Genomic DNA, 21,870 nt, shown 5'->3' with positions numbered 1-21,870 from the left:
TTTAAACACGTAATTAGCCAGAATTTCCGGATCGGGGGGTAAGCTAAAGCCTTTATGATCTGAAATGTCAGTTCGAAGGTGGGCCTGCCAACTTTTTTTGTGTACATCTAAGCCAATAAATAACTTCAGTGTAGCGATCATTTGAGACTGCATAGTTCGAAATTTTAGTGGGTAATGAATACTTATACCACATCAAAAATTGGGCAGCTTAATTGATCGCTTTTACATAGATGCTTTGCGCAATGCTGGCGGGACATCGGTACAATGAACAGCAGTTCCTTTCTGTACAGCAATTCAGGCTATGTACAGATTCATCAAAAGAACAGAGATTGAAACAGTAATCAATAAATGAACAGCGGATCCGGCAATAGTGCTTCATTACCAGCACTGCGCAAAGCTGCCGGCCGTTAGCGGCAAATTGACAATATCATTCTACACATGAAACTTGACGACGCAAAAGAAATCATTAAGGAGTTTGTGGACGAACCAATTGTAAACTTCCAAATCGAGAAAACAATTTTTGACCAAGACAACGGACGAGAACTATATAACCAGACAATCCGAGAGAAAGTTGGTCGAAAGCACGGTGTATACATTTGGATTGACAAGGAAACAGGGGAAATCGTTTATATCGGTATGGCAGGAAAAATCAAGACCGACGGCACGTTGGGTGATCACTCTATTCAAAATAGATTGTTGGCATCTAGAGGAAAGGATAAAGTGACGAAAAAGGATCTTCAAACCAACGACTACATTAAAGGACTAATGGCAGAGCACAGAATTAGGACGCTGGATTTTTATATTATATATTCAAAACAGGACGAACCACCAGCTTATATTGAAGCACTTTTGCTTTACAAATATTACAAGGAAAATAGACGACTACCGAAATTCAACAGTTCATTTTAGATTGGGAAACTTGACACGAAAATCTGCCGCTAACAGTGCATTGGCGTATATGGCGGGTGACGAATAAACCATCAGCAACAAATCGCTACTCAGCTTCAGTTTCGGCAAATGAATAACGCCGAGCAATAGAATAAACAATGAGCTTTTGTATTTTTAAACAGCAGCGGCACCGGGCAGACGGAACACAGAATACCGCCACATCGCCAATGCTTTAACGTTGCCTGAAAGCTTATGAGACAGTCCCTAATAATCATATCGCTTTTCTTGACATCTTGTATTAGTACATTCAACGATAAACAAAAGGTGGACAAAGACAATGTTGAATATGTAGAAATTCGTAAACAGTTTGACACAGTTTCATTACCCTTGACAACTGACCAAGTCGTTGACTTTATTGACAATTGGAATAGTTCAACTCCCCAAGGACCTTATAAATATTTGCAAGAATACTCTTTGACAATTCATTTCAAAGGCGACAGTTCGCTTTCTTACAGAACAAGCAGCGACTTAATTAAGCAAAGAAGTGATTGGGCATACTCTGTTGGCGACAAAGACTATTTTAAAAACATTTGGTTTAACCAAGCAGGCTTGACAAATAAATACTTTGAGTATTATCCCACTTATGAGAAAGAAGGTAAGTTTTCTAAAGACAGAAATCCGCTTGACAAAAAATATTACGAAGGAATAAAGCAAGTGTTGACATATTACAATCATAAATGGATAGACATTAAAGGACAGATATTTTACGAAGGTAAAATTGACGACGAACTACTATGGAATTATACAACGAAAGCAAACGACAGCGTTTGGCTTTCATCACACAAGTGACGAAAGCCAGCAGGCAACAAGGGGTTTGGCAAAATGCGGGCTGAGGGAACTTTTTCTTCAACTGCAATTTTTCAACTAAGCTTTTGTATCAGCTGACAGAACGCTATCGAACAAAATCTATAACTTGACCAATAAAACATTCATCAACTTCAGTAAGCCAGGCAGACGGAACGCAGATGTCCCGCACTTCGCCAAGCCCTGAACGTTGTGTGCTATATTAACTATGACCAATCCTTATAGATTTCATTTAAACTCTTTTTTCGAGACAATCACAGATTTCAAACATGCCGCGAACCGTTTGAACAAGGTTTTGCTTAACGACGTGAAAATTTATACAGCTGAAGGTGCAGGATTCTTTTCAGGAACAGCACTAGTAATCGGAGACTGGACTGGACCCACAGATAATGGCTGGAAGCTCAAATTTCATACAGGCATTCAAAAGTCTACATTCAAAGAAAATTATGCGAACGAAATAAACGCAGTCCTGTCACGGGAATTTGGGCTGGCGTTCGCACAATGTTTTGAAGCTCTTGAAAGGTTTTTAAAAAGAGTTGCACGAGAAAAAGGAAGGAATAATCAAGAATTTCAACTTTTGCTATTAGATAAAAAATATTCAACTGGAGACAGTTTGAAAGGAGGGGACGCAATATTTGATTTAATAAAGAAAGCTGGCGGATTGCGTTTTAAAGAGTATTCTCGTGATAACAATCACAATTTCAAGTTCAAAGAGATATTTACAATTTTCGCTGAAGTCCGACATGCAGTTACCCATTCCCAAGGAGAATTAAAAGTTATTAAACTCATGAAAAGCGATTATTATAATGTACTTTTTGAATATTTGTTTCCGTTTAACAAACTGAAAGGAGAGGTGGTGCCGTTAGTATTTGACTATAGAACAATGGATAGACTTTTAACCTACTTAGCAGAATTCGGCTACCAAATATTTAAAATATTAAGTGAGGAAGAAAAATTAGATTGGAGAATAGAATAAATACAGTACACAACAATTGCATTAGTATAAGCACGGCGGACGTATAACGCTTCATCGATAATTCCACTGATCAGCTATTGTTTCGGCGACAGTGGTGCTACTGAAAGTATGAACTATTCAATAAACTATTTATAAAGGATCAGCTTTAGTACCAGGCAGCATAGATTAAATGCAGTGCCTACACCAATGCATGCCCGTTGTGCGCAAACCAAAACTCACCTCTCGTCGAATGCGATATGTATTTGTAGGACTTGTTTCAATTTTGTTTTTGAGTTGTAAGGACAAGGTGGAAACCATACAATATGACAATTGTGTTGTTAAGTACAACGTTTATCAGGGAGAAGAGAAAGAGTTGCCGAGCCTTCCTGGACACTCAATATCGAACGACTGGGAGCTAGAGTCTGCGAAGCGGAAGCTAGCAATCTGCCTTTGCGAAAGTTATTTGGCGAAACCTTCCAGCAAGCTTAAGACCAAAATATTTGAACTCTATCACACTAAAGAAACCTACTTATCAAGGCCAGTAAATCCAAATATTTCCATAGACAGCATAATAGCAAAGCGACAGGAAATCTTTGACCCTACAATCTTGATTGACTAGACCTCCGGCAATAAAACCGCGGAATTAGAAAAATTAAGCCAAAGACAATGTAGTGAGCCATCAAGAAAGACAACTTAGGCTGGCCCCACTCTTTTCCGACCAGACGATGCGTACAACAGCAGCTTGCTGCAATAGCGGCTTGACGAACAAGGGCTCAAAACCTGGAGTTATATTGAACTAAGTCCTAAATTTAAGCTAACGAACACAGAATGCCGCTATTGCAGCAAACTGTTAACCGTTGTACGCCTTTCAAACCAACTAAATGCAGCTTTTTTGCAGAAAATGTAATATCCCAGTTTCAAACATCCTTCAGGAACTACCTGAAAGCTCATTACTGAATGAACAAGACGGAGAAGAGTTCATTCAGAAAGGATACTATGTGATTAGTAGCGGTGAGTACTTTACAGACTCGGAAGGAAAACTGATTATAAACATATTCGATCTTCTTAACTGCATTGATCATCCAGATGCAAGCAGACTAAACGGCTGTTGTGGATTAGATGGCTTAAATGGTATAAACAAAGTGTGCATAAATGGTCATGAAATCGGCACAGAAAAGTCAGACTGTTGGATAGCCAATGCATTCATTTTCGAGAAAGATACAGTGAATAGCATACCCAAACAAAAAGTAAATAGGACTTTGTGAGCTTCAGATATGCCTAATGAAACTATTGATAATTCGAACCCTAAATACAGTGACAACCGATCAAAAGCCAGTGCGACAGGCATAGACCAGGCGGTTTGGAAATATGGCGGGGCGACGGATGTAAAATCAACTTTATGTTCAATATTCAACCGTAGTATACAACCTAGCACTGGAATAAACAATGAACTTATATTTATGAATTAAACACCGGCTACGGACTGACAATTTTCAAATACCACCATATCGTCAATCGGTATTAGTTGTACGCCATCAGTGAGACTACCAATTGCAATATTGCTTTTCTTCTTTGCATCCTGTCGCAATCAAGGCGACACAGGAATTAATGCTTTGAGCCGGGTTATACCCGACACATCAAGGACATGGGCAGGGCGAATGACACGTGACGCTTTCAGCCAGACAAGAACATTTGAAAAGTCACTAAAAATCGGATCTCTCATTGACGGAACAGCAAATGATGAAATTCGAGTTTGGTATTTATCGGGTTCATACGACCCTCAAGTTGCTTTTATCGCCAAGCCGGACAGTTTTAGCAAATGGACTTTAAGAATAATATCGTTTTACCGAACCAAAGTCGACAGCACTTACAATGACTATTCACTTGTACTTCGACATACCTCAGTTGACAGTCTTAATCTTAATAAGTATTGGACATTGACATCACAAAGCGACCTTCAAAATGGTGACGACTATGGCTGCATGGATGGTGAAGACATCTTTATTGAAATGTCAAATCGCATGAAATATCGATTTATGTGGTACAGGTGTCCAGAAATAAACAAATCCAGAGACAGTGTTTTTCTTACGGCATCAAACTTAGCAAATAGACTTGACGCTTTAGCGGTTGAGCATTGAAAGAAACGAAGACGGCGTACAACAATCGGATTGGCGTCATGCTAACCAACACTACCCAAGATGGGAGAAGTAAAAGATGAAATACAAAATGCTATAAATAAACTACGACTTGACGAAAGTAGCATTCGGCTATTAGATACAGCTTCAGGCAAGAAAATATTTGACGAATGCATTAAATATTTTGTACAATCTGGCGACAGACGTTGGTGGTGGGAGAATTTTAAACTACCATCATACTCGGTAATAGGTTTAGACTATCCTTTTACTTACATAGACAGTATAATTCCGTTGTATGACGGAAATGTTTGGCTAATAGCTGAAGATGATCAGGAGCCATTTTATCCTGTCTATGATTGCGATCCAAAAGTAATTAAAGATATCATCGGAGAGTGTTTTAGTTTTGAGTATTACATAATCGACAAGGAAAAAGAATGGCTATTGTGTGAAAATCATCATAACGTACTAATAGCCATTGGGGATAAATTAACGAAATCTAATTATAATTGGGAAGCCGACTGAAGCACGAACGCACAACAGAGCAGTTTGGCGCTAGTGGGTTGGACGGGTAAAAGATCATTGGAAGTAAAGAACCAATCAATAGTTTCAGCGGAAGTGCAGTAAGGACTTTGGTAAATATATTTGAACTATAGATTAATAATCAGCGGTAGTACGCGTGGACAAACATGAATCCCCCACCAGCGCCAAGCTGCCACCATTGGGCGTTATATCATAAAAACCTGAAATGGACAAAAAAATTAAATTGATTTACCTAATACTCATATTGACACTTAACTTTTCTTGCTTTGAAAAGAAATCACTAGAAAAAGAAACTAACAAACCTGAATTGGTTGCAACTTCAAAAGCTGACACTTTAAAATTTACTTCTGGAGTACGTGCTATCTTTCAGGACAGTAAAGGCAATTATTGGTTTGGCAGTCATAATGAAGGTGTAAGTTTTTATAATGGAAAATCATTTGAATACTTTACAGCAAATGAAGGTTTATCCGACAATCAAATCCGTTCAATTCAAGAGGACAAAAATGGGAAAATTTGGTTTGGAACTGCAAGAGGTGTTAGTGTGTATGACAAAGGAAAGTTTACTAATTATCCATTTATAAATAACAACCCAATATTTGATTGGAATAAAACCAATGGAGATTTATGGTTTAATGCAGGTGCAGAAGACGGAATAAATCGTTTTGACGGAATAAATATGAACCATTTGATTTTCCCAAAACCCAAAAATAAAAATGCTGATAATGCTGACAATACTTACGGTGTTACGGGTATATCAAAAGATAAAGATGGTAAAATTTGGATTGCTACTTATGCAGCGCTATTTAAATATGATGGTAAAATGGTAAATATCTTTGATAAAGAAAATTTAAACTTAAAAGTTAATGAGCGTTTACACATAAGAAGTGTATTAGCAGATTCAAAAGGACGAATTTGGATAGGAAATAATGGAATTGGTGTTTTACTTATGGAAGGCAATTCAACAATTAATTTTTCTGAAAAGCATCACTTAATTCATCCAACAAGTAAAAGAAATGGAAATAAATCAGAACCAGGCACATTAGAACACCCTTTTGCTATTGAAGAAGATTCAGAAGGGAATATTTGGTTTGGAGATTTATATACAGGAGCTTGGAAATATGATGGTAAAACTTTGACAAACTATTCAATTAGTGACAAACTATCTAACCCAATGATTTGGACTATTTATAAAGACAACAAAAACAATTTGCTTTTTGGAATAGCAGACGGAAATATATTTAGGTTTAACGAAAATACATTTGAAAAGCAATTTTAGAAATACGAACGCACAAAATCGGTTTGGCAATATGGCGGCTGAAGTGCTTCTATGAAACATTTACGCAAGGTTCAATGGCAGTTATTCTATTGAACTTTTGTGCTAATTTTCCGCCAAATCGCCAAGCCCAAAAACGTAGGCAGAAATACAAATGAAACAACTTGTTACCTTCATCATCGTGACATTTACCCTAAACTGTTATGGACAGCGGTATCAGTTTGACAAGACAAAGATTTCAATTCAAACAAAAACAATCGTTGCTAAAATTGAAAAAGAAAATATGCTAATGGGTAGTGCAGTTGGCAACGCTGGCATTCGACCTAAACAATTTGACAACTTCACAGAACTAAAAAGCACAGCTACAACAATTGAACTACAAGAACTAACAAACCATCCAAATGGCGTAGTTCGTTGCTATTCGTTTTGGGCATTAACTTTTGATACCTCAATCAACTTGCTTCCAATACTTATAAAACATATTTCCGACGATGAAAATGTGAGAACTATGTTTGGATGTGTAGTAAGTAGTGAAAAAGTTGGAGACTTCTTCATAAATCTTGCAACACCTAACTATGTAAACATAAATTCAAAAAAACTTGACAGTTTTCAATTTGCCATTATAGACAGTATTCTCATTTATACACCAAACAATCTTTACGCAAAACAAGAAGCAATCAGTAGAGCAAAATTGACGGAAAGGTTTTATGCAAGAGCCAAGGATTTAGTAATTAAAGATAAAAACCAAGAAGCTTTGGTCACTTTAGCTAAATACCAAAAAGAACAAGATATTCCGCTAATTCTGAAAAACAAAAAAGGAAAAAATCCAGATGATGGTTACTTTTTTACTTATCGAGCAATTTGTGAATTCCCACACCCAGACTTTTTTCCATTTCTTGAAAATAAACTAATGCTAACATTAAATGATGAACATTACAGCATGGAATGGAGGGAATTATATAAAGCTATTGCCAGCTATAAAAGTAATAATGCTCTTGAATTACTTACAATTCCTTTTACCCAAGTTAAACATGAAAATATAAAAGAATATCACATTGATTTTATTTTCTTAGCTGTACAAGATTTCTATACGCCAATTTACGATGAACTTCTTTGGACAATGTGGGGAGACGAAAATAAAATAAATGAAAAAGTGTTCAACTTGCTTTACATAAAAAATTCAGACAGAGCATTTCAACTAACAAAAAAGACACTTAAAAATGCAGACGATTTTTACTATCTCAACACAGGTAGTTTCAGTGACGATGAATCAACATATGTAAATCTTTTAGACATAATGCTTGACACAATTCTAGTGCGGGACCGAGTCTATGCCATTGAATTAATCAACAAAAATATAAGAGAGATTAACGTACATCAGTTTCCAACATTCGCAGACAAAGCATTAAAAATTAGAGACACTTCTTTTGTATCATCACTTTTTGATAGACTTAAGACAGAAGATAATCCACATATATATTTAAAAGCAACATCAGTATTGATTGCCTTAAAGGATAAAGAAATAGATCAACGTATTGTAGAAGTAGCCAAGACAAACCCAGCCTTGAGAAAGGATTGGGGAGGTAGGGCGTTTACGAAATTATTAAAGGAGAATGGCATCAAGTGACGATGTGCCTCTTCCAACATTCGGTTTTTCGTCAGCAGGGGGCGACGAATAAATTCTCATCTGCAGTACTACTACCATCTACATATCCGACTGACCGAACAAGGACGAGCAATAGAATATATTTTCAAATTCAGTATCCTTAATCGGCTGCACTTTCTGGCTGGACGTTTTCCAACTGCCCTGCCGAACTCAAAGGTGCCGCTGTTAGTGGCAATGGCATTAACGGTTCTATTTTAACTATCGAATATTATGATTGATTTTCAAGGCAAAATTCCAAGAACAATAACCATATTTACGCTTCTTTTATTTGGAGCATTATTTCTTTATTTCAGTAATGGAACAATATTCTTTTCTATTGCAACTTGGTTATTTTCAATACCGTTTATATTAGTTTCAAGGAGAGAGAAAGGAATATTTTCTTTCTTAGTTATTCCTTTAATCTTCGGGATAATTAGTCAATTATCATTCTGGAAATTTACATATGACAATACTCGAAGTTATCTATTTTATATACCATTTATAGCTGGAATCTATTACGGGTATGTATTTTACATTGATGCAATTGTTTATCAAAAAATTAAAGAATTTGCTGCAACATTAATTTTCCCGCTTGCTTACACTTCATTTGAGTTTTTACTTAGTCTTTTTAATCCCTTTGGGACAGCCGGACTTTTAGGGTATACACAATTAGATTTTTTAGCTTTTTCACAGCTTGCTTCCTTGACTGGAATGTGGGGAATGACTTTTATGATAACTTGGTTTGGTTCTGTTATATGCTGGTTGTTTGACAATCGTTTTAAATGGAAAAAAAGATTTATAGGTGGACTTATATATTTTTCCTTGCTTGCATCAATATTGGTTTATGGAGTTGTGAGAATCAATATGCCATTGCAGAAAAGCTTTGTGAGAATTTCAGGAATTCATACACATGATAAGGTTGTAGAAGGAGAGAAAATGAATTTTGTACTCAGTAAAAAAGACACGACACAGTTTAAAGAAATTTCAAATTCAATCATTAGTCGATTAATTAATGAAACAAAAGCAGAAGCAAAAAACAAATCTAAAATTATAGTTTGGAGTGAAATATCAACCTTAATCTTAGATAAGGATGAAGATAGTTTGGTCAATGTATTTAGAACACTTGCTCAAGAAGAAAAAATATATTTATTAACGAACCCCTTTTCAATAGGTACTAATGCTGCCATTTCAGAAAATAAAATCTTATTTTTTTCACCCAAAGGTGAGTTATTATCCAAACACATTAAATATGGTGGCAATTTTATGGAAGGCACTTTGGAAGGAAACAAAACAATTAACACAAGTGTGACTCTATATGGTAAGTTGGCTTCTTTAATTTGTTGGGACGCAGATTTTCCATCAATTGTAAAGCAGATTGGAAAATCTAATGCCGATGTTTTATTGATACCTGCGTCAAATTGGAAAGAGATTTCCCCGTTACATACAAATGTTGCTGTTTTTAGGGGAATTGAGAATGGTTGTTCTATAGTTCGTCAAACAAGAAATGGACTTTCAATTATAACAGATCCAAGGGGAAAAATCATTTCCCAGATGGATCATTTTGCCACTAATTCATGGATTATGTCTGGAGATGTTCCGAATAGAAAAATCTGGACTTTGTATCCTCTCATTGGAGACATATTTGGATGGTTAGCAATTGTCGGGCTTGTATGTTTGTTACTATATTCATTTATTAAATCAAAATCGACACTCTAATTCAAAGCTACATGCCACTAACATGGTACTGGCGATAATGGGGATAGACATTGGAGCAATCAGCAGCAGTAATTGCGCTGTACTGTGGTTCAGGGCTCGACGAATAAAAAATTCCCCACCGTCTGCAATACCTGCTCGTTAGTGGCAAGTTCTGCGACTGATATAGCAATCAAAACGCGACTATTAGGACATGATAACTGTTGAGAAAAAACTATCAACTTCAGGACTTTCTGACTATAAGCAAAAAGCAAGACAAATTAAAAAAGTACTCAGCGAGAGCATAATAGTTGGAATACTTACGTTCTTTGGGATTATATTATTATTAATCCTTAGTGAAAAATTCAAAATAAATATTCCAACAGAATATTCAAAACTTTTTTTAATTGGACTTTCTACATTAAATGCAATTATTTATTATTTGAGAGGAATTAACAAATTCAATAAACATATTAAAACAATAAAAACAGCTACTGAACACACTTTCAGAATAACTGACTATTATTTTCAGTTTATTTCAAACACGGAGTATGTAATTTATGCTTGCAAAACTACAGATAACAAGACCGTAATCTTCCAGACGTCGGAATTGCCAACTAACGAACTTCTCGACACCTTAGTTATTGACATAATTGATGACAAAATAATAAAAATTGATAATTATTCTACCGGACAAGCTGTCAATCAACATAAATTGGACAATCAACTCATAGATAAATACGAAAAGGAATTCTATATTTTAGAAAATGCCTTTTACAATTTATGAAAGGAAATTTAAGGCACGACGATAAAAAACCAACCACTAACACGCGTATCCTTTGTAGGCCATTTTATTACCGAAATGACAACAAAACGTAAAAACTTCATTAAGCTGATAAACAAAATCTAACTGCTATTGAAAAAACGACATTTAAATAAGTTTCTCTGGCTGACACTGGTATTATTGAGTACTTATTACCTGTATCGTGGCCCCCTTTTCCTGCTTTCGCTTACTTGGATATTTATGACTGTTGCTGCCTGGATTACTATCAAGAACGGAAACATCGTTGGACACAGGCTATTCGAGATAAGGAGCTATGCGCTTGCATTGGTGTTTATCTTTCTGCGACTGGTAGGTACATTCCGCAGGAAAAGCTTTTCTTTTTTATTAAATCAGCTGAAATTCGGGCCACGACGCTGGAATGGATAAGTTGGATAATTCCATTATTAGCTATTGAATTGTACTTTTCGTGGATACCAATGCTAAAGATTAAAAAGAGAAAAGCTATCCCAAAAGCAGACAAAACGGCCTACAACAGTAGTTTTGCATCTGCGGAGGGCGACTCAACGCAGCATCAACAATAGTAACGTTTTTCTTCTTCAGTTATCGGCAATATGGAACGCAGTTGAGCAGAAGAATAAAATTTGTACATTAGTAAAAACATCGGCAGCAGTCCAGGAGCGACGGAACACAGAATGCCACGCCGAACGCAAAGCCGATGAACATTGGCGCCATTCGGAGAACACAAGTTCTAAATCTAAATTATTCGACTTTGACAACACTGGACAAAATTAATAAGACTTTAATAACATTAGAGGTTGCGGGGAATCAAGTACTTTTTATTGTTCTTGATGAACAAGGTTCCATAAACAGAAAAGGCAATGGAAGTCCTGATTGTAGAGACAACGACTTGTTCATAGGAGTTACCAGGGATAACTTGTTTGCGCAACTAAAACCTTTTGCAACCGAAGAAATGGAGGATTTCTTTGGAAAGACATATGATATTCCAGACAAAAAGGGGCGAGCATGCGACTTCAAGGTTTTGTTTGGTGGACCTGGCATTGAAACAGGTGTTCAATTTCTCTATGGTGAGTTATCTCAAGGAATACCTACACCTTTTAGAAACTTCACTATAAAAGCAATCGAGCTGACCGAAAATTGGTTTCAAGAACAGAAGCAAATAACTGCAAATTTAAAAAGAAGCGAAACAAATCCTGTGGTAAAACCGTGGAGGAAATTTTGGTAGAAAGGGATCAAATAAACAGAACAGTATATCGACAAGCCGTATAAGTAATTAGTTATCTGTTCGACAAACTAAAGTGATATCATCTTTCAATTCCTAGATACATAAAGATTTAACAACTAAGTATCCACCAAATGAATAACTTATTAGTAGAATACGAGCCTTCGCTAAATAGAAAATCGCCAAAGTTTTCTAAAATAGCCTTTGGTTTTTCAATTGCTACAACTTCTATTTTTTTCATTTTTATTGCAAACATAACAGCGATAATTAGAATAAATTCAAACAATCCAGCTTTCCTTGCTATAACAATAATATGTCTCTTATTAAGTATGATACTTGGGCTAGTATTTACCATAATCAGTATTGTAAGAAAGGAAAAACTGAAGTATATCAAAGCAATTGCCGCAATAATCAATTTTTCGATGGTTGCAGTGACTTTAGGTAGCATGTTTTTCTCATTATATATGGACTTGAAAAACATGAACTGATAAGACAGCCGTTAAAAAATGTATTCACGTTAGCGGCTATACAATTCTCGATAAAATGAAATTGAAAGCTAATAGTAACGAAATAATTATTACATTCTATCCTACAATAAAAAGATTTGAAAAGGTATTCAATCTTATAATTCTTATTATTATGGGGCTTGGTTTAATATTATTCACATATTTGTTTTTACTTGTCAATACCATGGGTATGGAAATTTTCTTTCATTAGCTGGTCTTGTTTTAACCTTTTTAGTATTTCTGAGATACTTGAGATTTACATACTTAAAGGAAATTGTTTTTGTAAATAAAGATGCGATTACTATAAGGAAGGGTGTTTTGTTTAATATTAATAGTAAAACCTATGATACAAAATATAATTCCAACATTGATTTTTCGCCAATAGATCCGGACATTGAAGTAAATGACTATGGTACAAGTAAGCTCACATTTATTTATAAGTCAGAGCATGTAAAATTTGGACAGTGTATATATTCTTGGGAAGCGGAGAAGATCACTAAAAAAATTGAAAGGCTAATTCGTTAGAATTAGTTACAGTACAGCTACTAATAAGTGTATTTTTATTAAAAGTGCGGAAAATTGAAACTTCAACAGTAGACCATTGATGAGAATTAGCCCAGGCTTGTCAAGTTTTCAATTGGGTTTTTGGTTATAAATATGGACATTAGTAATGGTCCTGGAAAAACAAATACGTCAACGTTGTGCGTCACTTTGAACAGACAAACTAATAATGCAAATATTCCGACTCCTCCTTATTGCTTTTCTGACTATCTTTTTGACAGGGTGCAACTGGTTTCGACCTACCGCTTATTTTTTTATAAGTAACATTAGTAAAGAAAGAAAAGCAGTAGATATTAAAGTATCTATAGCAGCCAAAAAAGTTCTGGATGACAGTATACGATACACAGGCATTCAGCCAGACCTTTCAAATACTTCTAATATTTCTTTACCAAAAGGAAAATATGTAAAAAAAGTTACTGCTGACAATGGACAAGCATTAGCTGAGCAACCAATTTACTTGGGGAATGACAAGTGGATTTTTATATCATATTCCTATTTGCCTATTGACACTGCACATGCTAACATGCTTATAAATAAACTTGGAGACGATACAGCGTCTGTAAATTTAAGATTGGGAGGTCATCCACCAAGTGTGACAATTTTCATCATGGACAAGGAGCCAGTTCACATGTGACAGAAATGCGAACGCACAACAAGATTTAATTCTAATGAGCGATAGGTTAAATATTTCCAAATTTTATTATTGTAAATTCCGATAATCTTGACCCCGGCATTCAGGGTGATGTTGCCCCCTTTTTCTTAGGGCCTAAAAGTGCAGCAATGTAAAGAGCAGTTGTAGGATTCAAAAGTATTTATCTTAAGCGATACCTTGTTATTTTTTTCTCCTCAGGGAGTCGCCTTTCAATTCTATCCGGTGTGCGTTGGTTGTCAGTCTGTCCATTATGGCATCATCAATCATAGGTTCGCTGACATACTCGTGCCAGGCTGATCAAGCTGGATCCGGAAGTAATAATTAATCTCCAATAAAGAAGTAAAACACTGGTTCCGCAACGGCGCATACACATACTTGTAAACCAGGTTGACGGCTTTTTCAACCATCGCTTTGTCTCTGGGTTTACCCGGTCTGGTGGCAGAGAAGGTAGTACCATAGTGTTCACTGATCTGATAACAGAGATCCGTAAATACAGGTTCGTATCGGTCTGCTTTAGTCACGGCCGTACGAATGTTATCACAGGTGATGGTTTGTGTTACGCCTTGCAGGTAACGGAGCAGTTCATTGATGCCATGTAACAGGTCGGCTGTTTTCTGGTGTTCCAGCGCAATACAGAAAATCAGGCCACTGTAAGGGAGAGTGGCACCAAACACATGATCTCTTCACCAGGATTGTACTCCAGCTGCATAACCACGTCATTTTTGTTCAGGGCCTGTTCAGGTGTTCACAATACTTGCTATAGTCATATCCATCCGGATGCTGTTCCTTGTACTCGCCCCATAGTAGTTGCCGCGTAACGCCAGGCCGTGTGAGTTCCTTGTCAATACCTTCAAAATGCCGAAGGAGCTGCTGTAAACGGGATGATTGCTGAAGCGGTGTATCCTGGTTATAAAATAAACCGGCCAATTCTTTATCGGTAGTAGTGCCGCCAGTAGCTTCCAGTATGCGTTTGAGATAGGTTTTTACGGTATTGCGAGCCAGGCCGGTCAATCGTATTATACTTTTGATGGAGTGACCTTCCTGCTTCAATTTAAGCACTTGTTTGAGCTGTTCCATTGCAATTGGTTTTGCTGCCATCCTTAACGCTGTTTTTTAAGGAGGCAAGTCTAAAACTACAACTGCTCTTTTACATCCTTTGGGGGGTCAACTTGTGCCGGAATGCCAGTGGATAAAAACAACCCTAGAGGGGTCAAGATCATCCGGAATAAGTTGGCAATCTGATGGGTCAACATCCCAGAATGCCGCCAATCATGAAAAAATCCCGGGGGTCAAGTTGCTCCGGAATAAGGGGGTCAACTTGAATCGGAACAGGGGGGTCAAGATGGTCCGGAATCTACAAGATTGGAAATTTTCCTAAAAGACGAAAGGACTAAAGTAGGCATAGCGTTATAGTCATGAAATACAGCACATCAAATAAATAATTATAATGGATCATGATACAATATTCGTCATTATTTTATATCTGTGTATGCTTCTCCTTTCAATTGGTAGCATAATCGCACTTTCAAGAAAAATATGGAGAACTAAGATATCAATGATATTAAAGTTATTAATTCCTGTAATACTTGTGGGACTCCTGATTATTGCGCTTTTATTATTTGACACTGTTGAAACAAGCGAAGTAAAAATAAGCAGATGGGAGGTTATGATTTATTCAGCTTCAATAATAATCGGATTAAATTTGAGCCTTAATCTTAACCGAAAGAAATTATTAAGTAAGATAAAGGTTGCCAGTAACTTAAAAGTAATAATCATCACAATCATGTTTGCTATATTTATCTCATCTACGTTCTATTTCACAGCGAACCTATTTGACAAACTAAATATTCTTGGGGGTACAGACTAAAAAGAATGTAGAATAAAGACATTGGGAGTTTAATTAAAAGAAACCGACACATTGACAGAATATCCTAAAGAAATAAAATTCAAATACTGTTGGAGAAAATACCAACAACGAGTGCTTGACGACTTGGACGACCACTTAACTGACGGACATTTACACGTAATTGCTCCCCCAGGTTCGGGAAAGACTGTTTTAGGTCTTGAAGTTGCTATTCGGATTAACAAACCGACTTTAATTCTTGCCCCGACAATTGCAATTCGTAACCAATGGATACAACGTTTTTGTGAACTGTTCCTTCAAACCAACAAGATTCCTGAATGGATTTCAAAAGACATTCGAAATCCCAAATTTATGACAGTTGTAACGTATCAAGGTCTTCACGCAGCTTGTAATAACTGGAGAATTGACGAAGAAGAAATTGAAAGCGAAGAAGAAGAAACAGAACAAGCAAACGAAAATGGCAGAATAACAAATTATAATCTTGACAACATTGTAAACGGACTAAAAGCTCAAAATATAAAAACGATTGTTGTTGACGAAGCACACCATTTAAAAAATGAATGGTGGCAAACGCTGACAAAAGTTAAAGATTCTTTAGAACCGATTATTGTAGGACTAACAGCCACACCGCCGTATGACGTCACAGCCACAGAATGGCAACGATACATTGACTTAAACGGACCTGTTGATACAGAAATTTCGGTTCCTGAATTAGTGATAGAAGGAGATTTATGCCCTCATCAGGATTATGTTTATTTCACACTCCCAACCGAGCATGAAAATAAAAGTATTATTGATTTTAGACAAAATATTGAGAATATTTTTCAGGAAATAAAAAATGATAAAACAATCATTCAGGCAGTTGAACAACATCCGATTTGGGAAAACCCGATAGAGCAGTTAGATTGGATTTATAACAACCTCTCCTATTATTCAGCCTGTTTAATTTTTCTAAAAGCCAACGATAAGGACATCCCCGAAACTCATCTTGAAGTAATTGGAGATAAAATGTTTGAAATTCCGAAACTCGATTACGAGTGGATTGAAACACTTTTGGATTTTTATCTATATAAAGAAAAGGAACACTTTAAGGCTTTTGAAGAACATCAAAAATCACTTGAAATAAGACTAAGAAAATACGGAGCAATAGAAAGAAGACAAATTGATTTTTCACATAATAAACGAGTTACAGATTTTTTGACATCAAGCATCAGTAAGCTAAACGGTATTAATGAAATTGTTGATTTTGAATATAATAAATTAGGTAGCAACTTACGTTTAGTAATCCTTTCCGATTTCATTCGTAAAGAGTTTTATATCAACGCTCCTGAAAATAATCTTGAGCTAAATAAACTCGGTGTCATTCCAATATTTGAAAAGTTAAGACGAGAAAATAAGGAAAACAAGAAAATTGCAGTTTTGACAGGATCAATGATAATAATTCCTGTTAGTGCTTATCCTACATTTGAAGCTAAGGCCGCTAAATATGGCATTACGAAAATTAGTTCTAATCCTGTTCCATTCGATAGTAATTACGTTTTAATCAGTCAAACAGAGCAACTCAAACACGACATTGTTCACATAGTAACCCAAATCTTTCAACAAGGAGAAATTGAAGTCTTAATAGGTACAAAATCCTTGTTAGGTGAAGGATGGGACGCACCAGCAATCAATTCTTTGATTTTGGCAAGTTTTGTAGGTTCGTTTGTGCTTTCCAATCAAATGCGCGGTAGAGCAATTAGAAGACAAAACGGGAATAGCGACAAGACAGGAAATATTTGGCATTTGGTCTGTATGGACCCAACTACACCTACAGGTGGAGACGATTTTGATTTACTAAAAAGACGTTTCAGAAGTTTTGTAGGTGTTTCCTTCAAAGAAGATTCCGGAATTGAAAACGGAATTAGCAGATTGAATTTGCCCGAAAATATTCACCTTAAAGAAGAAGCTGCAAAGATAAACCTTGAAATGTTTACCTATGCAAGTGACAGAGAAAATTTGAAATATCGTTGGAAAAATGCATTGGCAACAGGTGTAAACCTTGTAGAAGAAATTAAAATTCCCTTCCCAGAAGAACGGGAATACAAAACTGTAAAGTCAATGTATTTTGACAAAACCATTAAAAACCTATTGGCAACTTTAGGTTCAGGATTTATTGTTTTTGGTTTCGAAAGTTTACAAGTACTTGGCAGATTAGGAAGAAACATCAAAACAACTCAAGATCTTTATATATTTCTAGCAATTCTTGGAACTATTGGTATGGCTATATTCGGAAGACAGACCTACAAGACATTGAAACTTTATTATAAATACCGAGATATTTCAAAAGACATTCATCAAATCGGTGACGCACTTTTGAATTCATTAATTAAAGCAGAAGTAATTCGCACAGACTACTCAAAATTAAAAGTTGAAACCTCTGTTGACAATTGGGGGGCTGTTTATTGTCATTTAGAAGGTGGAACTACCTTTGACAAATCAACATTTATAAACGCTCTTCAAGAAATCATTGCTCCAATTGACAATCCAAGATATGTGATTATTAGAAAAAATAGATTTATTCTTTTCATAAAGCAGAAAGACTATCATTCTGTTCCAGAAATACTAGGCCGAAACAAATTTTTAGCTGAATATTTTCAAAGCCAATGGGAAAAACTTGTAGGATCTTGCGAGTTGATTTTCACAAGAACAATTGAAGGAAGAAAATTACTTTTAAAATCCAGAGTTAAATCTTTGGCAGCACAATTTGACGAAAAAGTTGAACATGTAAACAAATGGAGATGATAGGCAAATTAAAATGTAAGACATCAACGTATTCATTTCGGAGATATACTTAACACTTTGACTAATGCCAAATTTGACAAACTTATATACCAAATGGACGCTTCCACCAGAAAGGGATTTTGGATGGAATATGAAAACATTAGCCTCAGCCAAAACAAATTTTTTAATAGATAAAAATAACGTCTTTCATTTAACAATTGAACACGATATACTACGTGGTGTCACACCGAAAATGCTCTGTTGGTGGTTCCAAAATATAGACGGAGAAATGACTTATCAAGGAAAAACATACCCGAAATACCTGGTTTGGCATCCAAAAGATCATATACATTGGAGTTTGAAAAAATCTTCAGCAAATAATAAAATCGAACCGGGTTCATATTTTAGAATTGTTGAAGCATTCGACCGAAATATGAAATTCTTAATTGACAGTATAGAACTAGTTGAAAAACTTGATGAAACAGGAATGCGATTAACAAGAAAGATTGGGAAAATTGAAGTATTTTCTCTCCAACACGATTTTATCAAGGATGGAAACAATACGATTTATAAATCAAAAATGATCATTGGAACAAGTAACGCATTTTGGAAGAATATCTTTAACTCGTATGTCAGACCTCTAATTTTTACCAACGAAATGGGAACAGCCTGGCTGAAACATAACATAGAAGAAGTTGGAAATTTTGAATTCTTTTTGCCAGAACTATATGGTAATAATTAAACTCTAAAACGAATGCGCAAATATTCAGTTCTACTATGCGTGCTCATAACTATCATTTTTCTGCTAATAGCAACCTTTCTCTATCCAGGTGGATCAATCCTTGACAAAAATTCGGTAGGGTTTACCTGGTCAAAGAATTTCTTCAGTAATTTATTTTTACCAAAGGCTCTAAATGGTACTGATAACCCATCAAGACTTTGGGCATTCATCGGAATGGTCTTCCATTCAATCGGGTATGGCATTTTCTTTATGCATACTGCGCGTAAGATACCCCATAATCATACCGAATTGGTTTTAAAATCAGTGGGTATTGCCAACATGGTTTTTACCATTCTAATAGCTACCCCTTTGCATGACCTTATGGTAACAATCTCGAGTACACTTACCATGCTTGGCTTATTTTACATTACAGTATTTATACTAAGGACAAAGCTCCATTGGTTGAAGTTTTTTTGTATTGCGAGTATGCTTATATTCTATTTGACCTTGTTCTTGTATGGGGCGGGAGATTGGGGATTGTTGGCCGTAATGCAAAAGGTTACTTTTATCTGTTTTATGTTATTGGTTTTGGCAATTGAGTATTTCACAAAAAGCGAAGACTTTCAACTAAGTAAGCTGCAAGGCACAATAAAACCTTTACGTTAACGGTAATTCGAAAGACAATTACTTTCTCCTTAACACAATGCCAGTGCAATAGACTATTCTTATGAAAAATCTCATACTGTTTACTGTACTTTTATTTTCAAGTACAGTGCTTGTATACTCCTGTACCTGTATGCCCACATCTGATATCCAAGAGACTTTTAATTTATTCAAAGGAATATAATGAACCTTTCTTTTTTCCAAAAAAAAACGTAAAGGTGGATAGTATATTCCACAAATAATGCAATGATCAAAATTATTATTCTACTCCTGTTTAGTTATTCAGCAAGTAGTCAAAATATTTTTAAAACTCCTTCTGGCCAAAAATATCATCTTGAAACCTGCCGGATGGTTGAAAATGTATCAAGACAGATAACTGTTGCTGAAGCGCAAAAATTGGGGCTGCAGCCCTGTAAAATATGTAAACCAAAAACATTGTCATTGATTTCAACTACTCTATCCCCAAAATCAGGAACGCAAAAAGAAACTGTTCAATGCAAAGGTATTACCAAACAAGGAAACCGCTGTAAACACATGACCCGAATAGGAAATGGTTATTGCTACCAGCATAATCCAGACAAAAATTAGCCTTTGCAAGCTACTTTGAAAAACTAGTAGTCGATATAATGCCAACTATATCCACACATAAACGCCTTATCCATCCTGCATTACGTTCGCTAATTCGGCATATCGTTTTTATTGAAGCTGATTTCGGCGATAATCCCGCTAGCATCGAGGGTAATTATATGCCTTCGCCGGAGCAAGCCATGTTTATCAATCTGTATACCCGGTTTAAGTCCAGAAAATCTGAAGAAAAAAGCTATAACACCGTTACCTCCTGCACCTTAATAGGAGCACATATTACCCCTTTCAAACTGCTGGCAGAAGAAAGTCATAAATCGGTATCCGTCATTTTTCAACCAGGCGGACTAAACCGGTTTTTGAATATTCCGATGACCGAACTTTTCGACAATGGTTACAGTGCCCGAGAAGTTATAGGAAAGGAAATAGAAGAACTGCTGGATAAATCACATGAAACTATTTCTTTTGATGAATTGGATGAAATTATCCAATCCTATTTTCTCAGTAAACTTTCCCAGGTAAAAGAACCCTTACCCATTGATTTGGCGCTGCAACACCTGTTCCTAAACTACAATACAAGCATCGATAAGATTGCAGGTATGGCTTGTATGAGCCTGCGAAATTTTGAACGAAAATGCAGGGAACGATTGGGGATTTCGGCCAAACTGTATGCAAGAATCGCCAGGTTCCATAAGGCATATAAAATTCTTGAAACGAAGCCAACCATTGCATGGACAGATCTGGCTTATAAGGTGGGCTATTTTGACCACATGCACTTTATTAAAGATTTTAAGGAATTCGCAAAACAAACTCCTACCCTGGTTTACAAAGAGTTGAGAGAAGAGCATATGCAATTTCAGCTGGACTGGGACAAACTCTGATTTTGTCGTTTTCTTACTATAGCCGCCTTTTTTTCATAGATATTTTTACTGAAATAAAGATATCGAAATATGAAAAAGTTAGTTCTTTACGTAGCTATCGCGTTATCAAGCGGTTTATTTTTTACCAATATTTATAATTCCATTGTAAATGCGGCTAACTGGGAAAGTAACATCCCTTATTCAATTAAAGCCACTAAAGACTTTTTTACAGTTGCCAATCCGGGCAGTTTCTTCAAACTAATTGACCTACCTAACCTGCTTTTAATAGCGCTTTCATTAATACTGTTTTGGAAAAAATCAACTTCCATCCGAGTATTCCTGGGGATCGCTTTACTCTGCTTTATTTCCTCCCTGATTTTAACCTTTACCTATTTCTATCCCAGAAATGAGATCATGTTTCTTTCAGCACAACTTCCCGATACCGAAACGCTAAAAAGAGTAGCTGCTGAATGGGGCAACATGAACTGGGTGAGGTCATTAATATGGCTGGTCGGACTTATCTGTACTTTCCTGGCCTTGGATAGAGCCACATCAAGTACAAGGTCTTCGATTTGAAAAAATCAGAATTTAAGTACCATTGCTAATTCATGATCTATATTAAAACTTAACTTGCTTTTGCAAAAGTTAACACACTTGGAAATACCAGCACGTTGTACGTCAG

At 36.0% G+C, this 21,870-nt stretch carries 22 protein-coding genes; 18 read left to right on the top strand and 4 right to left on the bottom strand.

Annotation, left to right across the window (positions count from 1 at the left end; translation table 11 throughout):
- Window positions 1–438 precede the first annotated feature (438 nt).
- From L0U88_RS15185 to L0U88_RS15135, 11 genes are all read left to right on the top strand, one after another.
- Complete coding sequence (locus L0U88_RS15185) at window positions 439–909, top strand: hypothetical protein (protein ID WP_234866927.1); 471 nt, start codon at window positions 439–441, stop codon at window positions 907–909.
- A 303-nt stretch (window positions 910–1,212) separates the two neighbouring features.
- Complete coding sequence (locus L0U88_RS15180) at window positions 1,213–1,737, top strand: hypothetical protein (RefSeq protein ID WP_234866926.1); 525 nt, start codon at window positions 1,213–1,215, stop codon at window positions 1,735–1,737.
- A gap of 223 nt (window positions 1,738–1,960) precedes the next feature.
- Entirely contained in the window at window positions 1,961–2,728 is a 768-nt protein-coding gene (locus L0U88_RS15175; RefSeq protein ID WP_234866925.1) for a hypothetical protein, read from the top strand.
- Between the two features lie 1,517 nt (window positions 2,729–4,245).
- Window positions 4,246–4,845 carry a hypothetical protein gene (locus L0U88_RS15170; RefSeq protein WP_234866924.1) on the top strand — a complete coding sequence of 200 codons (600 nt, stop codon included), beginning with the start codon at window positions 4,246–4,248 and terminating at the stop codon, window positions 4,843–4,845.
- Window positions 4,846–4,905: 60 nt separating this feature from the next.
- A complete protein-coding gene (locus L0U88_RS15165; RefSeq protein ID WP_234866923.1) occupies window positions 4,906–5,364 on the top strand; it encodes a DUF6756 family protein in 459 nt (152 codons plus the stop codon).
- 223 nt (window positions 5,365–5,587) lie between these two features.
- The gene (locus tag L0U88_RS15160; RefSeq protein ID WP_234866922.1) at window positions 5,588–6,658 is read left to right on the top strand and encodes a ligand-binding sensor domain-containing protein; all 1,071 of its coding nucleotides are present in this window, start codon (window positions 5,588–5,590) and stop codon (window positions 6,656–6,658) included.
- Between the two features lie 151 nt (window positions 6,659–6,809).
- Window positions 6,810–8,282 carry a hypothetical protein gene (locus tag L0U88_RS15155; protein WP_234866921.1) on the top strand — a complete coding sequence of 491 codons (1,473 nt, stop codon included), beginning with the start codon at window positions 6,810–6,812 and terminating at the stop codon, window positions 8,280–8,282.
- Between the two features lie 249 nt (window positions 8,283–8,531).
- Complete coding sequence (locus L0U88_RS15150) at window positions 8,532–10,016, top strand: nitrilase-related carbon-nitrogen hydrolase (protein ID WP_234866920.1); 1,485 nt, start codon at window positions 8,532–8,534, stop codon at window positions 10,014–10,016.
- 190 nt (window positions 10,017–10,206) lie between these two features.
- Entirely contained in the window at window positions 10,207–10,779 is a 573-nt protein-coding gene (locus tag L0U88_RS15145) for a hypothetical protein (RefSeq protein WP_234866919.1), read from the top strand.
- A 129-nt stretch (window positions 10,780–10,908) separates the two neighbouring features.
- Window positions 10,909–11,202 carry a DUF2306 domain-containing protein gene (locus L0U88_RS15140; RefSeq protein ID WP_234866918.1) on the top strand — a complete coding sequence of 98 codons (294 nt, stop codon included), beginning with the start codon at window positions 10,909–10,911 and terminating at the stop codon, window positions 11,200–11,202.
- A 343-nt stretch (window positions 11,203–11,545) separates the two neighbouring features.
- Window positions 11,546–12,019: a hypothetical protein gene (locus L0U88_RS15135; RefSeq protein ID WP_234866917.1), complete on the top strand. Its 474-nt coding sequence runs from the start codon at window positions 11,546–11,548 to the stop codon at window positions 12,017–12,019.
- Between the two features lie 109 nt (window positions 12,020–12,128).
- Here the strand turns inward: L0U88_RS15135 and L0U88_RS15130 are convergent, their stop codons facing one another.
- On the bottom strand, window positions 12,129–12,464 hold the full coding sequence (locus L0U88_RS15130) for a hypothetical protein (RefSeq protein ID WP_234866916.1): 336 nt from the start codon (window positions 12,462–12,464) through the stop codon (window positions 12,129–12,131).
- A gap of 788 nt (window positions 12,465–13,252) precedes the next feature.
- On the opposite strand from L0U88_RS15130, the gene L0U88_RS15125 reads away from it, so the two are divergent.
- Window positions 13,253–13,717 carry a hypothetical protein gene (locus L0U88_RS15125; RefSeq protein ID WP_234866915.1) on the top strand — a complete coding sequence of 155 codons (465 nt, stop codon included), beginning with the start codon at window positions 13,253–13,255 and terminating at the stop codon, window positions 13,715–13,717.
- A gap of 198 nt (window positions 13,718–13,915) precedes the next feature.
- On the opposite strand, the gene L0U88_RS15120 is transcribed toward L0U88_RS15125, so the two are convergent.
- From L0U88_RS15120 to L0U88_RS15110, 3 genes are read right to left on the bottom strand one after another with little or no spacing between them, the layout of a single operon-like run.
- The gene (locus tag L0U88_RS15120) at window positions 13,916–13,984 is read right to left on the bottom strand and encodes an ATP-binding protein (protein ID WP_234866934.1); all 69 of its coding nucleotides are present in this window, start codon (window positions 13,982–13,984) and stop codon (window positions 13,916–13,918) included.
- 14 nt (window positions 13,985–13,998) lie between these two features.
- Window positions 13,999–14,409 (bottom strand): hypothetical protein, encoded by a 411-nt coding sequence (locus L0U88_RS15115; RefSeq protein ID WP_234866914.1) that lies wholly within the window; start codon window positions 14,407–14,409, stop codon window positions 13,999–14,001.
- A 52-nt stretch (window positions 14,410–14,461) separates the two neighbouring features.
- The gene (locus tag L0U88_RS15110; RefSeq protein ID WP_234866913.1) at window positions 14,462–14,833 is read right to left on the bottom strand and encodes a helix-turn-helix domain-containing protein; all 372 of its coding nucleotides are present in this window, start codon (window positions 14,831–14,833) and stop codon (window positions 14,462–14,464) included.
- Between the two features lie 820 nt (window positions 14,834–15,653).
- Here L0U88_RS15110 and L0U88_RS15105 point away from each other — a divergent pair.
- The 6 genes from L0U88_RS15105 to L0U88_RS15080 all read left to right on the top strand — a co-directional run bounded on the left by L0U88_RS15105 (window position 15,654) and on the right by L0U88_RS15080 (window position 21,764).
- Complete coding sequence (locus tag L0U88_RS15105; RefSeq protein WP_234866912.1) at window positions 15,654–18,383, top strand: DEAD/DEAH box helicase family protein; 2,730 nt, start codon at window positions 15,654–15,656, stop codon at window positions 18,381–18,383.
- A gap of 130 nt (window positions 18,384–18,513) precedes the next feature.
- Window positions 18,514–19,104, top strand: a complete 591-nt coding sequence (locus L0U88_RS15100) for a hypothetical protein (RefSeq protein ID WP_234866911.1) — start codon at window positions 18,514–18,516, stop codon at window positions 19,102–19,104.
- A 12-nt stretch (window positions 19,105–19,116) separates the two neighbouring features.
- Window positions 19,117–19,749: a hypothetical protein gene (locus tag L0U88_RS15095; RefSeq protein WP_234866910.1), complete on the top strand. Its 633-nt coding sequence runs from the start codon at window positions 19,117–19,119 to the stop codon at window positions 19,747–19,749.
- A 243-nt stretch (window positions 19,750–19,992) separates the two neighbouring features.
- Entirely contained in the window at window positions 19,993–20,334 is a 342-nt protein-coding gene (locus tag L0U88_RS15090; RefSeq protein ID WP_234866909.1) for a DUF5763 domain-containing protein, read from the top strand.
- A gap of 38 nt (window positions 20,335–20,372) precedes the next feature.
- On the top strand, window positions 20,373–21,209 hold the full coding sequence (locus L0U88_RS15085; protein ID WP_234866908.1) for a helix-turn-helix domain-containing protein: 837 nt from the start codon (window positions 20,373–20,375) through the stop codon (window positions 21,207–21,209).
- Window positions 21,210–21,278: 69 nt separating this feature from the next.
- On the top strand, window positions 21,279–21,764 hold the full coding sequence (locus tag L0U88_RS15080; RefSeq protein WP_234866907.1) for an anthrone oxygenase family protein: 486 nt from the start codon (window positions 21,279–21,281) through the stop codon (window positions 21,762–21,764).
- The last annotated feature ends 106 nt before the right edge of the window (window positions 21,765–21,870 follow it).

This window comes from Flavihumibacter fluminis (assembly GCF_021491375.1).
In the GTDB taxonomy this organism is placed as follows: domain Bacteria; phylum Bacteroidota; class Bacteroidia; order Chitinophagales; family Chitinophagaceae; genus Flavihumibacter; species Flavihumibacter fluminis.
This window is presented reverse-complemented; position numbering and strand designations above follow the sequence as displayed.

Coding starts and splice junctions, on each gene's coding strand:
- L0U88_RS15185 (WP_234866927.1), top strand. CDS start 439: ATGAAACTTGACGACGCAAAAGAAATCATTAAGGAGTTTGTGGACGAA.
- L0U88_RS15175 (WP_234866925.1), top strand. CDS start 1,961: ATGACCAATCCTTATAGATTTCATTTAAACTCTTTTTTCGAGACAATC.
- L0U88_RS15165 (WP_234866923.1), top strand. CDS start 4,906: ATGGGAGAAGTAAAAGATGAAATACAAAATGCTATAAATAAACTACGA.
- L0U88_RS15160 (WP_234866922.1), top strand. CDS start 5,588: ATGGACAAAAAAATTAAATTGATTTACCTAATACTCATATTGACACTT.
- L0U88_RS15155 (WP_234866921.1), top strand. CDS start 6,810: ATGAAACAACTTGTTACCTTCATCATCGTGACATTTACCCTAAACTGT.
- L0U88_RS15150 (WP_234866920.1), top strand. CDS start 8,532: ATGATTGATTTTCAAGGCAAAATTCCAAGAACAATAACCATATTTACG.
- L0U88_RS15145 (WP_234866919.1), top strand. CDS start 10,207: ATGATAACTGTTGAGAAAAAACTATCAACTTCAGGACTTTCTGACTAT.
- L0U88_RS15130 (WP_234866916.1), bottom strand. CDS start 12,464: ATGCTACCTAAAGTCACTGCAACCATCGAAAAATTGATTATTGCGGCA.
- L0U88_RS15125 (WP_234866915.1), top strand. CDS start 13,253: ATGCAAATATTCCGACTCCTCCTTATTGCTTTTCTGACTATCTTTTTG.
- L0U88_RS15110 (WP_234866913.1), bottom strand. CDS start 14,833: ATGGCAGCAAAACCAATTGCAATGGAACAGCTCAAACAAGTGCTTAAA.
- L0U88_RS15100 (WP_234866911.1), top strand. CDS start 18,514: ATGAAAACATTAGCCTCAGCCAAAACAAATTTTTTAATAGATAAAAAT.
- L0U88_RS15095 (WP_234866910.1), top strand. CDS start 19,117: ATGCGCAAATATTCAGTTCTACTATGCGTGCTCATAACTATCATTTTT.
- L0U88_RS15090 (WP_234866909.1), top strand. CDS start 19,993: ATGATCAAAATTATTATTCTACTCCTGTTTAGTTATTCAGCAAGTAGT.
- L0U88_RS15085 (WP_234866908.1), top strand. CDS start 20,373: ATGCCAACTATATCCACACATAAACGCCTTATCCATCCTGCATTACGT.
- L0U88_RS15080 (WP_234866907.1), top strand. CDS start 21,279: ATGAAAAAGTTAGTTCTTTACGTAGCTATCGCGTTATCAAGCGGTTTA.